The 14,251-nt window shown below is 68.2% G+C and carries 14 protein-coding genes; 7 read left to right on the top strand and 7 right to left on the bottom strand.

Annotated elements, in window-relative coordinates:
• Positions 1-13: 13 nt before the first annotated feature.
• Together A5773_RS01795 and A5773_RS01790 are read left to right on the top strand one after the other, a co-directional pair.
• On the top strand, positions 14-754 hold the full coding sequence (locus A5773_RS01795) for a beta-phosphoglucomutase family hydrolase (RefSeq protein WP_066945543.1): 741 nt from the start codon (positions 14-16) through the stop codon (positions 752-754).
• Positions 751-3,117, top strand: coding sequence for a glycoside hydrolase family 65 protein (locus tag A5773_RS01790; RefSeq protein WP_066945546.1), 2,367 nt, complete (start codon positions 751-753; stop codon positions 3,115-3,117). Before A5773_RS01795 ends, A5773_RS01790 begins: the two co-directional genes overlap by 4 nt.
• Before the next feature lie 3 nt (positions 3,118-3,120).
• Here the strand turns inward: A5773_RS01790 and A5773_RS01785 are convergent, their stop codons facing one another.
• Entirely contained in the window at positions 3,121-3,687 is a 567-nt protein-coding gene (locus tag A5773_RS01785; protein ID WP_066945549.1) for a TetR/AcrR family transcriptional regulator, read from the bottom strand.
• 62 nt (positions 3,688-3,749) lie between these two features.
• On the opposite strand from A5773_RS01785, the gene A5773_RS01780 reads away from it, so the two are divergent.
• Positions 3,750-4,643, top strand: a complete 894-nt coding sequence (locus A5773_RS01780) for a TauD/TfdA family dioxygenase (protein ID WP_066945552.1) — start codon at positions 3,750-3,752, stop codon at positions 4,641-4,643.
• A 54-nt stretch (positions 4,644-4,697) separates the two neighbouring features.
• Here the strand turns inward: A5773_RS01780 and A5773_RS01775 are convergent, their stop codons facing one another.
• Genes A5773_RS01775 through guaB form a run of 3 tightly spaced genes read right to left on the bottom strand, consistent with a single transcriptional unit; the run spans position 4,698 to position 9,221 of the window.
• Positions 4,698-6,434 carry a GMC oxidoreductase gene (locus tag A5773_RS01775; protein WP_066945555.1) on the bottom strand — a complete coding sequence of 579 codons (1,737 nt, stop codon included), beginning with the start codon at positions 6,432-6,434 and terminating at the stop codon, positions 4,698-4,700.
• A 53-nt stretch (positions 6,435-6,487) separates the two neighbouring features.
• Complete coding sequence (locus A5773_RS01770; RefSeq protein ID WP_066945558.1) at positions 6,488-7,615, bottom strand: GuaB3 family IMP dehydrogenase-related protein; 1,128 nt, start codon at positions 7,613-7,615, stop codon at positions 6,488-6,490.
• A 7-nt stretch (positions 7,616-7,622) separates the two neighbouring features.
• Positions 7,623-9,221 carry an IMP dehydrogenase gene (gene guaB / locus A5773_RS01765; RefSeq protein ID WP_066945561.1) on the bottom strand — a complete coding sequence of 533 codons (1,599 nt, stop codon included), beginning with the start codon at positions 9,219-9,221 and terminating at the stop codon, positions 7,623-7,625.
• A 163-nt stretch (positions 9,222-9,384) separates the two neighbouring features.
• On the opposite strand from guaB, the gene A5773_RS01760 reads away from it, so the two are divergent.
• Positions 9,385-9,792: a DUF5319 domain-containing protein gene (locus tag A5773_RS01760; RefSeq protein WP_046186907.1), complete on the top strand. Its 408-nt coding sequence runs from the start codon at positions 9,385-9,387 to the stop codon at positions 9,790-9,792.
• A gap of 4 nt (positions 9,793-9,796) precedes the next feature.
• Here the strand turns inward: A5773_RS01760 and A5773_RS01755 are convergent, their stop codons facing one another.
• The 3 genes from A5773_RS01755 to A5773_RS01745 all read right to left on the bottom strand — a co-directional run bounded on the left by A5773_RS01755 (position 9,797) and on the right by A5773_RS01745 (position 12,032).
• Entirely contained in the window at positions 9,797-10,561 is a 765-nt protein-coding gene (locus A5773_RS01755) for an anti-sigma-D factor RsdA (protein ID WP_231989191.1), read from the bottom strand.
• Positions 10,548-11,123, bottom strand: a complete 576-nt coding sequence (locus A5773_RS01750; protein ID WP_066945594.1) for a sigma-70 family RNA polymerase sigma factor — start codon at positions 11,121-11,123, stop codon at positions 10,548-10,550. Before A5773_RS01750 ends, A5773_RS01755 begins: the two co-directional genes overlap by 14 nt.
• Before the next feature lie 90 nt (positions 11,124-11,213).
• On the bottom strand, positions 11,214-12,032 hold the full coding sequence (locus tag A5773_RS01745) for a hypothetical protein (protein ID WP_067789136.1): 819 nt from the start codon (positions 12,030-12,032) through the stop codon (positions 11,214-11,216).
• Positions 12,033-12,384: 352 nt separating this feature from the next.
• Between A5773_RS01745 and A5773_RS01740 the strand changes: the two genes are divergently transcribed.
• From A5773_RS01740 to A5773_RS01730, 3 genes are all read left to right on the top strand, one after another.
• Complete coding sequence (locus A5773_RS01740) at positions 12,385-12,693, top strand: WhiB family transcriptional regulator (RefSeq protein ID WP_066945603.1); 309 nt, start codon at positions 12,385-12,387, stop codon at positions 12,691-12,693.
• A 175-nt stretch (positions 12,694-12,868) separates the two neighbouring features.
• Positions 12,869-13,753: a Rieske 2Fe-2S domain-containing protein gene (locus tag A5773_RS01735; RefSeq protein WP_066945607.1), complete on the top strand. Its 885-nt coding sequence runs from the start codon at positions 12,869-12,871 to the stop codon at positions 13,751-13,753.
• Positions 13,750-14,229, top strand: a complete 480-nt coding sequence (locus A5773_RS01730; protein WP_066945610.1) for a hemerythrin domain-containing protein — start codon at positions 13,750-13,752, stop codon at positions 14,227-14,229. Before A5773_RS01735 ends, A5773_RS01730 begins: the two co-directional genes overlap by 4 nt.
• The last annotated feature ends 22 nt before the right edge of the window (positions 14,230-14,251 follow it).

Below are 14,251 nucleotides of genomic sequence, written 5' to 3'. Positions count from 1 at the left end.
GCGAGGTCCACCCGTGCTCGGTCTGCCCGAAAAGGTGCATGCCTGTCTGTTCGACCTCGACGGTGTGCTCACCGATACCGCGAGCGTGCACACCAAGGCCTGGAAGGCCATGTTCGACGACTACCTGTCCGAACGGGCCGAACGCACCGGCGAAGAATTCGTGCCGTTCGATGCGGCCGACGACTACCGGAAATACGTGGACGGCAAGAAGCGTGAGGACGGGGTCCGGTCCTTCTTGGAGAGCCGCGGTATCGAGCTGCCCGACGGCAGCCCCGACGACGCGGGAGACGCCGAGACGGTGTACGGCCTTGGCAACCGCAAGAACGACATGTTCCAACGGGTGCTGCGCGAGGACGGCGTCGAGGTCTTCGAGGGCTCGCGGCGATATCTGGAGGCGGTCTCGGCGGCCGGCCTGGGAATTGCCGTGGTGTCTTCGAGCGCCAACACCCGTGACGTCCTCGAGATCACCGGCCTGGACCAGTTCATCCAGAAGCGGGTGGACGGCGTCACGCTGCGCGACGAGCACATCGCCGGTAAGCCGGCGCCAGACTCCTATCTGCGTGGGGCGGAGTTGCTCGGCGTCGAGGCCGGGGCCGCGGCCGTGTTCGAGGACGCGATTTCGGGTGTGCAGGCCGGCCATGCCGGTAACTTCGGCTACGTGGTGGGAGTCGACCGAGTGGGCCAGGCCGACGATCTACGACGCAACGGCGCCGATGTGGTGGTCACCGACCTCGCCGAGCTGCTGCAGTCATGATCGACGACGAAGCATTTCCCGTTGATCCATGGCACGTCTGCGAAACGAAGCTCGACCTGAACCTGCTGGCCCAGTCCGAATCCCTGTTCACCCTGTCCAACGGGCACATCGGGCTGCGCGGCAACCTCGACGAGGGTGAACCCTACGGGCTGCCCGGCACCTACCTGAACTCCTTCTACGAAATCCGGCCGCTGCCCTACGCCGAGGCCGGCTACGGCTATCCGGAGGCCGGCCAGACCATCGTCGACGTCACCAACGGCAAGATCATCCGACTGCTGGTCGAGGACGAGCCGTTCGACGTCCGCTATGGCGAATTGCTTTCGCACGAGCGGGTTCTCGATATGCGCGCCGGGACGATGACCCGGGGCGCGCATTGGCGCTCCCCCGCGGGCAAGGAGATCAAGCTGGTGTCCACCCGGCTGGTGTCGCTGGCCCAGCGCGGCGTCGCCGCCGTCGAATACGTCGTGGAAGCGGTCGGCGATTTCGTTCGCGTGACGGTGCAGTCCGAACTGGTCACCAACGAGGACCAACCCCAGACCTCGGGTGACCCGCGGGTGTCGGCCATTCTGGAGAACCCCCTGGTGGCCGTCGATCACGAAAACACCGAGACCGGGGCGCTTCTCATGCACCGCACCCGCAGCAGCGCCCTGATGATGTCGGCCGCGATGGACCATGAGATCGACGTTCCCGGCCGCGTCGAGTTCAGCACCGACGCGCGCGACGATCTGGCGCGGACCACCGTGATCTGTGGGCTGCGCGCCGGGCAGAAGCTGCGCATCGTCAAGTACCTGGCGTATGGCTGGTCGAGCATGCGCTCGCGCCCGGCCCTGCGCGACCAGGCCGCCGCCGCCATCCACAGCGCCCGCTACACCGGGTGGCAGGGGCTGCTGGATTCGCAGCGGGCCTACCTGGACGACTTTTGGGACAGCGCGGACGTCGAGGTCGAGGGCGACCCGGAATCCCAGCAAGCGGTGCGGTTCGGGCTTTTCCATCTGCTGCAGGCCAGCGTGCGCGCCGAGCGCCGCGCGATTCCGGCCAAGGGGCTCACCGGAACCGGCTACGACGGCCACGCCTTCTGGGACACCGAAAGTTACGTGCTGCCGGTGCTCACCTACACCGCACCGCGCGCGGTGGCCGACGCCCTGCGGTGGCGGGCGTCGACCCTGGACCTCGCCAAGGAGCGGGCATCCGAGCTGGGCCTGCAGGGCGCCGCTTTCCCCTGGCGGACCATTCGCGGGCAGGAGTGCTCGGCCTACTGGCCGGCCGGCACGGCGGCCTGGCACATCAACGCCGACATCGCCATGGCCTTCGAGCGGTACCGCATCGTCACCGGCGACGAGGAACTGGAGAAGAATTGCGGCCTCGGCGTGCTCGTCGAGACCGCCCGGCTCTGGCTCTCCCTCGGCCACCACGACCGGCACGGCGTCTGGCACCTCGATGGCGTCACCGGCCCCGACGAATACACCGCGATCGTGCGCGACAACGTCTTCACCAACCTGATGGCCGCGCACAACCTGCGCACCGCTGCGGAGGCCTGCCTCCGCCACCCCGAGGCGGCGGAGGCGATGGGCGTCACCACCGAGGAGACGGCTTCCTGGCGCGACGCCGCCGATGCCGCGAACATTCCCTACGACGCCGGCCTGGGGGTGCACCAGCAGTGCGAGGGGTTCACCACCCTGGCGGAGTGGGACTTCCAGGAGAACCACGCCTATCCGTTGCTGCTGCACGACCCGTACGTGCGGCTCTATCCGGCGCAGGTGATCAAGCAGGCCGACCTGGTGCTGGCGATGCAGTGGCGGAGCCACTTCTTCACGCCGGAAGAAAAGGCGCGCAACGTCGATTACTACGAGCGACGCATGGTGCGCGACTCGTCGCTGTCCGCCTGTACCCAGGCGGTGCTGTGCGCCGAGGTCGGGCACCTGGAATTGGCGCACGACTACGCCTACGAGGCCGGGCTGATCGACCTGCGCGACCTGCACCACAACACCCGCGACGGCTTGCACATGGCGTCGCTTGCCGGCGCCTGGACGGCGCTGGTTGGCGGCTTCGGCGGCTTGCGCGACGACGAGGGCATTCTGTCGCTGAATCCCGCTCTGCCCGACGGTATTTCGCGACTAAGGTTCAGACTGCGGTGGCGCGATTTCCGGCTCACCGTCGACGTGAACCATTCAGACGTCACCTACACGGTGCGCGACGGGCCCGGCGGCCAACTCACCATCCGGCATGCGGGCGAGGAGATCACCCTGAGCACCGATGCGCCGAAAACCGTTGCGGTGCACGCCCGCAAGCCGCTGATGCCGCCACCGCAGCAGCCTCCAGGCCGCGAGCCACTGCACCGGCGGGCGCTGGCGCGGAACAAGTGAGCGTCAGCCGGATTTGAGGATCCGCCCCACCTCTGCGCCCACCGCCTGCCGTATCTCGTCGTCCGCCAGCTCGTCGATCCCGGTCGCCGAGCGCAGGATCGGCGCAAACAGCCGCCAACCGAATTGCAGCGCAAGGGCATTGGCGACGGCCAGGCGCGCTTCGACCTCGTTGTCGTGAAGGGGCCGCACCCAGCCGAGTAGCGTCGCGATGTTGGGAAAGCGCTTCTGCAGCTGCCCCGCCGGATACCCGTCGAGCACAGTGCGGGCCATGACCCGCATCTGCCGGTCGAGTGCCCGGTCCAGGACGTCGGCCGGCGCCTCCTCAGTGAGCAGGGCGCTCAAGTTGGCGCCCAGGTGATCGAGCACGGCGCCGACCAGATTCTCCTTGGTGCCGAAGTGGCGAAACACCAGCCCGTGGTTGACGTTGGATCGCGCGGCGATGTCGCGGATCGACGTCGCGGCCGGACCCCGTTCGGCGAACAGGTCGGTGGCGGCCTCCAGGATCGCCGCGGCGACCTCGGCCCGCCCGGTGGGCATGTTCGCGCGGCCACTTGCGGAACGTGTAGTCATGTGACTACAGTACTCGATGTAGTCAGTTGACTACACCCCTTTTCACACGAGGATTGATGAAAATGATCGGTCAGATAACCGTCACCAAGCTGGGTAGCCGCATCGGCGCGCGGGTCGACGGGGTGCGCCTCGGGGGCGACCTCGACCCGGACGCGATCGAGAAGATCCGCCAGGCGCTGCTGGCCCACAAGGTGATCTTCTTTCGCCACCAGCACCACCTCGATGACCAGGAGCAACTCGCGTTCGCCGCACAGCTGGGCACGCCCGTCGGCCATCCGGCCGCCGAGGTGCTCGCAGCCAAGAACGCGCCGGTCATCACGCCGATCAACTCCGAATACGGCAAGGCGACCCGCTGGCACACCGACGTCACGTTCGTGGCGAACTACCCGGCCGCGTCGATCCTGCGGGCGGTCACCCTGCCCCGGTATGGCGGCTCGACGCTGTGGGCCAACACCGCCGCCGCGTACGAGTACCTGCCGGAACCGCTCGCCTGGCTCGTCGACGATCTGTGGGCGGTGCACACCAACCGGTACGACTACATCACCCCTGAAGCAATGACCGACGCGCAGCGCGCGTTCCGGCAGGCCTTCGAGAAGCCGGATTTCCGCACCGAGCATCCCGTCGTGCGGGTGCACCCGGAGACCGGTGAACGCACGCTGCTACTGGGGGATTTCGTGCGCGGGTTCGTTGGCCTGGACAATTACGAATCGACGGTGCTCTTCGATTTGCTGCAACGGCGAATCACCGTCCCCGAGAACACCATTCGTTGGAACTGGGCGCCGGGTGACGTGGCAATCTGGGACAATCGGGCCACCCAGCACCGCGCCATCGACGACTACGACGACCAGCCTCGGCTGATGCACCGCGTCACCCTGATGGGCGACGTGCCCTTCAACGTGCACCGGCAACGCAGCCGGGTGGTCAGCGGCGCCCCGCTCGAGGCGATCGCGAGCTAGGCGCAGCCGAGCGCTGCGGGTCGCCGACCGACCAACCAGCGAGGCGATCGCGAGCTAGCCGGCCGAGGGCACCGGGGTGATCGGCAACCAGCGCAGCGCACCCGGCGCGGTGGCCGGCACCACCGGATGCCCCGGGGCGATCGGGTCCAGCCGGCGGTAAGCCTCGCCCTGCGCCGGGCGCTGATCGTTCTCGCCCTTGTTCGGCCACAGCGAGGCGGCCCGTTCGGCCTGTGCGGTGATGGACAGCGACGGGTTGACGCCCAGGTTCGCCGAGATCGCGGCGCCGTCCACCACGAACATCGTGGGATAGCCGTAAACCCGGTGATACGGGTCGATCACGCCGTGTTCGGCGCTGTCGCCGATCGCCGCGCCGCCGAGGAAGTGGGCGGTCAGCGGGATGTTGAACAACTCACCCCAGGTGCCGCCGGCCACGCCGTCGACCTTTTCGGCGATGCGCCGGGTGACCTTGTTCCCGACGGGGTTCCAGGCCGGGTTGGGATCTCCGTGCCCCTGCTTGCTGGTGTACCAGCGGATGCCCAACTTCCCGCGTTTCGTGTAGGTGGTGATCGAGTTGTCCAGGTGCTGCATGACCAGGGCGATCAGTGTGCGCTCGCTCCACTGGCGGACGTTGAGCATCCGCATCATGCGACGCGGATCCTCGCGGGCCTGGTCCAGCAGCTGCTTCCAGCGCGGCACGTCGGTGCCCTCCGGACCGGTGCCGTCGGTCATCAGTGTCTGCAGGAGCCCCATCGCGTTGGACCCCTTGCCGTAGCGGCAGGGTTCGACGTGGGTGTCGGCGGTGGGGTGGATCGACGACGTGATGGCCACCCCATGGGTCAGATCCAGTTTGGGGTCGACCTCGAGCTTCCCGGCCCCGACGATGGACTCGGAGTTGGTGCGGGTCAGCACGCCGAGCCGCTCGGAGAGGCGCGGCAGCTTCCCCTTGTCGCGCATCTTGAACAGCAGATGCTGGGTTCCCCAGGTGCCCGCGGCCAGGATCAGGTGCGTCGCGGTGTAGGTGCGCCGGTCCCTGCGCAGCAGGCTGCCCGTGCGCACCGTGCGGACCTCCCAAACCCCGTCGGAGCGCTGCTGGAAGCCCTTGACCGTCGTCATCGGAATGACTTGCGCCCCAGCCGATTCGGCGAGGCCGAGGTAGTTCTTCAGCAGCGTGTTTTTGGCGCCGTAGCGACAGCCCGTCATGCAGCAGCCGCATTCCAGGCAGCCGGTGCGCTCGGGTCCCGCGCCGCCGAAATACGGGTCCGGCACGGTCTTGCCGGGGGTCTTGGCGCCGTCGGGGCCGAAGAACACACCGACCGGGGTGGGCACGAAGGTATCGCCGCAGCCCATCTCGTCGGCGACTTCCTTGAGGACGCGGTCGGCGTCGGTGAAGGTCGGGTTCGTCACCACCCCGAGCATCCGTTTCGCCTGCTCGTAATGCGGCATCAACTCGTCGCGCCAGTCGGTGATGTGCGACCACTGCCGGTCTTTGAAGAACGGCTCCGGCGGCACGTAGAGCGTGTTGGCGTAGTTCAGCGAGCCCCCGCCCACCCCGGCGCCGGCCAGGATCAGCACGTTCTTCAGCGGGTGGATCCGCTGAATGCCATAGCAACCCAGCCCGGGCGCCCACAAGAACTTGCGCAGGTCCCAGGAGGTCTCGGCGAAGTCCTCGTCGGCGAAGCGCCGCCCGGCCTCCAATACGCCGACGCGATAGCCCTTTTCGGTCAGCCGCAGCGCGCTGACGCTGCCTCCGAAACCCGAACCGATAATCAGAACGTCGTAATCCGGCCTCATCGCACCAGTATGGCCTTACTCACGGGTAACGAGCCAGTGGCCCCGGGGTGCCGTCAGCTCCCGACGGTCAGCCCGACCTTCTGGAACTCCTTGAGATCGCAATAGCCGGCCTTGGCCATCGACCGGCGCAGGCCGCCGACCAGATTCAGGGACCCGAACGGGTCGTCGGAAGGCCCGTTGAGCACCCGCTCCAGCGGCGGGCGCTCGCCCAGCGCGATCTGCAGCAATGCCCCGCGGGGCAACGAGGGGTGCGCGGCCGCGGCCGGCCAGAACCAGCCCTCGCCGAGCGCTTCGGCGGATTCGGCGAGCGGGGTGCCGAGCACCACCGCGTCGGCGCCACAGGCGATCGCCTTGGCCAGCTCGCCGGAGGTGTGGATGTCGCCGTCGGCCAGCACGTGCACGTAACGGCCGCCGGTCTCGTCGAGGTATTCGCGCCGCGCGGCGGCGGCGTCGGCGATGGCGGTGGCCATCGGCACGCTGATGCCCAACACCTCGTCGCTGGTCGTCACGCCCCGGGTAGAGCCGTAGCCGACGATCACGCCGGCGGCGCCGGTGCGCATCAGGTGCAGCGCGGTGCGGTGGTCGAGCACCCCGCCGGCCACCACCGGGACGTCGAGTTCGGCGATGAAGGTCTTGAGGTTCAGCGGTTCCCCGTCGCTGGCCACCCGCTCGGCGGACACGATGGTGCCCTGGATGACCAGCAGGTCGATGCCGGCCTGCAGCAGCACCGGGGTCAGGGCCTGGGCGTTCTGTGGGCTGACCCGCACGGCCGTGGTGACCCCGGCCTCCCGGATGCGCGCCACCGCGGCTCCCAGCAGGTCGGGGTTCAGCGGGGCGGCGTGCAATTCCTGCAGCAACCGGATCGACGCCGACGGTTCGGGCTCCTTGGTGGCGGCCTCGACGAGCTCGGCGATCTTGCCCTGCACGTCGGCGTGCCTGCCGATCAGGCCTTCGCCGTTGAGCACGCCCAGCCCGCCGAGGCGGCCGAGCTCGATCGCGAACTCGGGCGACACCAGTGCGTCGGTCGGATGGGCCACCACCGGGATCTCGAAGCGGTAGGCGTCCAGCTGCCAGGTGGTCGACACGTCCTGCGACGACCGGGTGCGCCGCGACGGCACGATGCTGACTTCGCTCAGTTCATAGGTGCGACGGGCGTTGCGGCCCATCCCGATTTCGACCATCCCGGCCTCAGCGCGCAAAGTAGTTGGGCGCTTCGACGGTCATGGCGACGTCGTGCGGATGGCTTTCGCGCAGCCCGGCCGAAGTGATCCGGACGAACTGCGCCTGCTGCAGCGCCTCGATGGTGGGCGATCCGGTGTAGCCCATCGCGGCGCGCAGACCGCCGGTCAGCTGGTGGATCACCGACGACAGCGGTCCGCGGAACGGCACTCGGCCCTCGATTCCCTCGGGGACCAGCTTGTCCTCGCTCAACGCGTCGTCGGCGAAGTAGCGGTCCTTGGAGTACGACTTCGCGCCTCCCCGGCCCTGCATGGCGCCCAGCGACCCCATGCCGCGGTAGCTCTTGAACTGCTTCCCGTTGACGAAGATCAGCTCGCCGGGGGCCTCGGCGGTGCCGGCCAGCAGCGAGCCCAGCATGGCCGTCGAGGCGCCCGCGGCCAGGGCCTTGGCGATGTCGCCGGAATACTGCAGTCCGCCGTCCGCGATCACCGGCACGCCCACCGGTCCGCAGACCGCGACGGCCTCCAGGATCGCCGTGATTTGTGGCGCGCCGACCCCGGCCACCACCCGGGTGGTGCAGATCGAGCCCGGTCCAACGCCGACCTTGACCGCGTCGGCTCCGGCGTCGACCAGCGCCAGGGCCGCGGACCGGGTGGCGACGTTCCCGCCGATCACCTCGACCTTGTCGCCCACCTCGGCCTTCAGCTTGCCGACCATGTCGAGCACCAGCCGGTTGTGCGCGTGCGCGGTGTCGACGATCAGAACGTCGGCCCCGGCGTCGACCAGCATCATCGCGCGCACCCACGCGTCGCCGCCGACGCCCACGGCGGCGCCCACCAGCAGCCGGCCGTCGCTGTCCTTGGTGGCCAGCGGATGCTGTTCGGTCTTGACGAAGTCCTTGACGGTGATCAGCCCGGTGAGCCGGCCGTGGCCGTCGACGACGGGCAGCTTCTCGATCTTGTTGCGGCGCAACAGGCCCAGCGCCGCATCGGCGCTGACGCCCTCCTGGGCGGTGATCAGCGGGGCCTTGGTCATCACCTCGGCGACCTTGCGGGTCTGGTCCACCTCGAACCGCATGTCGCGGTTGGTGATGATGCCGACCAGCGCGCCGACGTCGTCGACCACCGGCAGGCCCGAGATCCGGAACCGGGCGCACAACGCGTCCACCTGCGCCAGGGTGTTGTCCGGGCGGCAGGTGACCGGGTCGGTGACCATGCCGGCCTCCGAGCGCTTGACCATCTCGACCTGGCCGGCCTGCTCGGCGACGGGCAGGTTGCGGTGCAGCACACCCATGCCGCCGGCCCGGGCCATGGCGATGGCCATCCGCGACTCGGTGACCGTGTCCATCGCCGAACTGACGAGCGGCACTTTGAGCCTGATCTTCTTGGTGAGCTGGCTGGAGGTGTCCGCCGTGGCGGGAACCACATCGGAAGCGGCGGGCAGCAGCAGGACGTCGTCGAACGTGAGGCCGAGCATCGCGATCTTGTGCGGGTTGTCACCCCCGGTCGGCACGGGGTCGTCGATCAGTCCTCCAATATGGGGGTCACGCACGTAGGGGCTGCCGACGAGGTCGGAGCTGTCTTCCAGGTGGGACATGCCACGGGTCATCGGTGGGGCCCTCCATACGATGCGGCGCGAGACTCCCATCCTATCGGCTCGCCCGTCGCCCCGACCCGCTTGTCGGGGCGCGCCGCGAACGGCAAAGGGCCCGGAAACGACGGGCGGCCTGGCTGCTGGCGTTATCCCGGCCCGGCTGCGTAGGCTAGTGTGCGTGCGCGATCACCTCCCACCGGGTTTGCCGCCCGACCCCTTCGCCGACGACCCCTGCGATCCGTCGGCTGCGCTGGAAGCCGTAGAGCCGGGGCAACCCCTGGACGCCCAAGAGCGGATGGCGGTCGAGGCGGACCTTGCCGACCTGGCGGTTTACGAGGCACTGTTGGCGCACAAGGGCATTCGCGGGCTGGTGGTGTGCTGCGACGAATGTCAGCAGGATCACTACCACGACTGGGACATGCTGCGCGCGAACCTGTTGCAGCTGCTGATCGACGGCACCGTCCGCCCGCACGAGCCTGCCTACGACCCCGAGCCGGACGCCTACGTCACGTGGGATTACTGCCGGGGATATGCCGACGCCTCACTCAACGAGGCCACCTCGGACGCCGACGGATACCGGCGCTAGACCGCTAGGGGTTGTTCGGGGCCACCGTCGGCGGCGTCGAAGTCTGCCCGTGGTGCCGGTGCTTGCTCCACGATTGACTCGGCGATGGCGTTGCCGACGGACTCGGCGAAGCTTCCGAGGGCGTGGTGGCCGCGGTCGGCGCGGCGGTGGTCGGAGTCGACCATGCCGACGGCGTGTTCGCCGGGGGCGGCAGCGTCGCATTCGGGTTGCGCGATTGAACCCTGAGATTCAACAGCTTCAGCTGGTTCGTCAGCTCCTGTTTGCTGGCCGGGTCGTCGATCGACTGGACCAGGCTGCTCACCTCGGTGAGCTGGTTCTGGGCCTGGTCCCATTGACCCCGGTCGATCGATTCCTGCACCTTGGCCAGGTCGGCTCTGGCCGACAGCATGACCTGATTCTTCTCGTTGACGCGCGGCTGGTCGAAGAACATCGCGTGCAGCCCGTGCAGCGGGGTCCCGGGACGCGCCTCGACCACCATCGCGCCGAAGCCGCTCATCACCAACAGCGCCGCGGCGACCGATCCGATCGTCGCCAGCCCGCGCCGGCCGCTGCGACGGTCGGCCAGGCCGGTGCGCAGGGCGGCGACGGCTTCCTCGGCCGAGACCAGCGCACTCGCCGGTGGCCACCGCAGGTTGTCGCGCCAGTCCTCCAGCAGCGTGGCCATCGCGTCCATGTCGGGGTCACCGACGTGCACCGGCCGCCGCTCGGCGAGCGCGTCGAGAAGCAGGTCGCTTTGGGCGAATTCGTCCAGGGATTCAGGCACAGTCACCTGCCGCGATCATTTCGGACTTCAGCCGGGACAGCGCACGGTGCTGGGCCACCCGGACCGCTCCCGTGGTGCTGCCGACGGCGGATGCGGTCTCCTCGGCGGACAAGCCGACGACGACACGCAGGATCAGGATCTCGCGCTGCTTGGCGGGCAGGATTTCGAGCAGTTCGCTCATCCGGCTGACCGAGTCGGCTTCGATGGCTCGCTGTTCGGGGCCCGCGTCGGACGACCAACGCTCGGGGATGACCTCGGTCGGATAGGAGAGATCACGGCCGGCGGCCCGATGGGCGTCCGCGACCTTGTGCGCCGCGATGCCATACAGGAAGGCGAGAAATGGACGCCCTCGGTCCCGGTAGCGCGGCAGCGCCGTGATAGTCGCCAAGCACACCTCCTGTGCCACGTCATCCGCTGACAGCCCACCCCGCTCGACTGTCCCGACTCGCGCGCGGCAATATCGCACGACAATCGGACGGATCGTCTCCAGCACCTCCCGTAGTGCGTTACTGTCCCCCGCCACGGCCTTGGCCACGACAGCGTCGAGACGATCCCCTTGAATTGTCATCGACGGCGGTATCTCCAACGTTACGAACCGGACACATCGCGGGCTAACCGGGCTAACTAACGAATTGACAATAACGGCCCGGAGGCCATTTCAAGCGGAACGCCACGTCGCACCGGCGCGCCGCACTTGGCCTGCGGAGACATCGCGAATTTCGCGTAGCTTTTGTGTCGAAACGGTGACGCTGCCGAGATCAATCAGCAAGCACGCCAACGCCCACCGAAGCGGGACCAGTCCGAGCCGGCCGGTGGCGTCCAGCGCCGCCTCCGCCACCGCCCGCGCGCGCTCGACGGCCCCGGCGCTGCACAGGGCGGCCGCCAGCACCACCTCGCTCTTGACCGCGTGCCGCGCCGACGGGAGGGCCATGGCGCCCGCCAGCTCCACCGCTTCGTTCGCATGGCGGACGGCGGTTTCGCCGTCGCCACGGGCCATCGCCAATTCGGCGGCCACCCACCCTCGGCGCACCGGCTGCCGCTCGGGCACCGGCCCCGCACCCAGCTCGGAGTCCGCGCGGCCCAACAACGTCGCCGCCGCCGCGAAGCGGCCGACACCCAGCGCGTCGGCCGCCAGCCCGATCAAGGCGTCGGCACGCGACTCGCGGTCCACACCGGCCAGCGCGAGGGCGCGCCCGTCCCACCCCCGCGCCAGCGTGTGCCAACCGAGTTGGCGCAGAAAGGATCCCTGCGTGCTGTGAGCCAGGGACGCCCACCGACCGGCGGGGGCGTCGCGCCGCAGCGCGGCCAGATCGCGGTAGGCGCTGCCGTAGCGGCCCTGCCCGCCCGCTGCGACGGCGCGCAGCCACAAGTCCTCCGGCGTGACCGCCGTCGGCAGCGGCCAGCTACCGGCCCGGTCGCCGAAAGCGGCGGCAGCCAACTCCGCGCCAATCACAGAAGTGTGACGAGTTTCAATCACGGCGATGGTAGTAAACAGTTTGTGCTGTTCGCGTTACCGAACTGTTAATCACAATAGATCCTGTACTAATCCCGGTCGCCCCTCCCCCGGCCCCTGAGCTGGGAAATCTCGATTCGGTCAAGTGCCTGGTAGCACGGTGCGTGTTTCGCCATTGGGCGGCAGATGAACGCGACGTTAATTCTTTTATAACCATTACATACTTTGTCGGGCTAAGTGGCTATTGACGCAAATTCACCGCCCGCCCTAACGTACGCATCACGGGTAGTCATCGGTGACGCCGCTTCAATTCAGTGCACCATCGCTTCGTCGAACCTGACCTTACTGGGCGTGCCGTGCAGAGAGGGAGACACCAATGCCACAGCCGGAGCAGCTACCCGGACCCAACGCCGACATCTGGAACTGGCAATTGCAGGGCTTGTGCCGCGGCGTTGACTCGTCGATGTTCTTTCACCCCGACGGTGAGCGCGGCCGCGCCCGCATGCAGCGCGAGCAACGCGCCAAGGAAATGTGCCGGCAGTGCCCGGTAATTCAGGAGTGCCGTTCCCACGCGCTCGAAGTCGGTGAGCCCTATGGGGTTTGGGGCGGCTTGTCCGAATCGGAGCGCGACATGTTGCTGAAGGGCGACATCGGCCGTAACCGCGGCATCCGCCGCTCGGCCTAGCGGTTCATCGATCGTCCGCAAGGGCGGCACTTTTTTCGCACGACGCGGTTGAACGATTCGCCGTCTCGGTCCGTGTATCCGTCATGGGCTCGGCCGCGGCCGGCTGAATCCAGTTTCGGGCGTTCCGTCGTGCAGAGGAGCCCGCGTCGGTTCGCTCACGCGCACAGGAGGTGCCGTGAAGCAACGACCACTTGCAGTAGTGACCACCCTGGGAAGGCAGGAATGGCTGGACCGGCCGAGCTACCGCCTCGAGCACGGCCTGACATTCCTCTTCGCGGCCATGGGCCGATATCGGGACCGGGTCAGCAATGCGCTGCACGGCACCTGGCTCGGCCATCCGCTGCATCCCGCGTTGACGTCGGTGCCGACGGGAGCGGTCACGACGACGGTCGCGATGGATGCGGCGTCCATGCTCTCGGGAAGCGGCGCGCAATGGCGCGACGCGTCGAGGTTCGCGTTGGGTGTCGGACTCGCCGGGAGCGTCGGCGCGGCCGCTACCGGTCTAACGGACTGGCAACACACACATGAGGAATCGCGACGGGTCGGCGTTGTCCATGGCTTGCTGAACGGGGTCGCGACGAGCCTGTACGTGTTGTCGTGGCGGGACCGCCGCAACGGTCGGCAGCGGCGCGGGATGGCCTGCAGTGCGCTTGGCTACGCCATCACCCTGAGTAGCGGCTATCTGGGCGGCGCTCTGGTATACGGATCGGGAGCAGGGGTGGACCGCTCGGGCGCTCGGCTCCGTGGCGCCCACTGGACGCCGGTGTTGCCGGTAACGGCCTTGGACGGGCAACCGCGGCGGGTCGAGGTGGACGGCGTCGGCGTGGTTCTCTACCGCACCGACGACCGGGTCTTGGCCGTCGGCGCGCGCTGCCCCCACCTCGGTGCGCCGATGGACGACGGCTGGATCGATCGCGGTCGCATCGTTTGTCCGTGGCATGGCTCCCGGTTCGCCTGCGAATCGGGGGACGTGCTGCGCGGACCGGCGACGGCCGCGCTGCCGCACTACCCGGCACGCGTCCGCCATGGATACGTCGAGGTGCGCGGAGACGCGAAATGAACGCCTACGATGTGCTCTTTGAACACCACAGGGTCTTACGCAGGCTTTGCGAGAAAATCACCGCGCTACCCGCGGATACCGGCGAGCGGCAAGACGCCCTCGATGAATTGTTGATCGAACTCGACATTCATATGCGGATCGAGGACGACCTGTTCTATCCGGCGGTGTCGGAGGCAAGCACGCTCGTAGCGATCGCCCACGCGGAGCACCGGCAAGTCTGGGATCAGCTGGCGGTGCTACTTCGGACCTCCCCGACTGCGCCGCAATACGAGGGCGAGTGGCGCTCGTTCGTCACGGTCCTGGATGCACACGCCAGCGAAGAGGAGCGCGACTTATGCCCGGCGCCAATAGATTTGAGCGCCGAGATGCTCGATGCACTCGGAGATCGAATGCTCGTGCGGATCACCCGTCTGCGCCGATCCACCATCAACAGGCTTCGCGTCCGAGGCCGCGCCGCCCTATTGAGTTCGCTTTAGTCGTTTGGACCGCGACCAATCG

Source organism: Mycobacterium sp. 852014-52450_SCH5900713 (genome assembly GCF_001667075.1).
In the GTDB taxonomy this organism is placed as follows: Bacteria; Actinomycetota; Actinomycetes; order Mycobacteriales; family Mycobacteriaceae; genus Mycobacterium.
The sequence above is the reverse complement of the archived record's forward strand: the minus strand, read 5'-3'. Positions and strand labels throughout refer to the sequence as shown.

Bases quoted from the DNA above. Each gene is read 5' to 3' on its own strand.
- A5773_RS01790 (WP_066945546.1), top strand. From the start codon at position 751: ATGATCGACGACGAAGCATTTCCCGTTGATCCATGGCACGTCTGCGAA.
- A5773_RS01750 (WP_066945594.1), bottom strand. From the start codon at position 11,123: ATGACAATTCAAGGGGATCGTCTCGACGCTGTCGTGGCCAAGGCCGTG.
- A5773_RS01775 (WP_066945555.1), bottom strand. From the start codon at position 6,434: ATGAGGCCGGATTACGACGTTCTGATTATCGGTTCGGGTTTCGGAGGC.
- A5773_RS01740 (WP_066945603.1), top strand. From the start codon at position 12,385: ATGCCACAGCCGGAGCAGCTACCCGGACCCAACGCCGACATCTGGAAC.
- A5773_RS01785 (WP_066945549.1), bottom strand. From the start codon at position 3,687: ATGACTACACGTTCCGCAAGTGGCCGCGCGAACATGCCCACCGGGCGG.
- A5773_RS01770 (WP_066945558.1), bottom strand. From the start codon at position 7,615: ATGGTCGAAATCGGGATGGGCCGCAACGCCCGTCGCACCTATGAACTG.
- A5773_RS01780 (WP_066945552.1), top strand. From the start codon at position 3,750: ATGATCGGTCAGATAACCGTCACCAAGCTGGGTAGCCGCATCGGCGCG.
- guaB (WP_066945561.1), bottom strand. From the start codon at position 9,221: ATGACCCGTGGCATGTCCCACCTGGAAGACAGCTCCGACCTCGTCGGC.
- A5773_RS01730 (WP_066945610.1), top strand. From the start codon at position 13,750: ATGAACGCCTACGATGTGCTCTTTGAACACCACAGGGTCTTACGCAGG.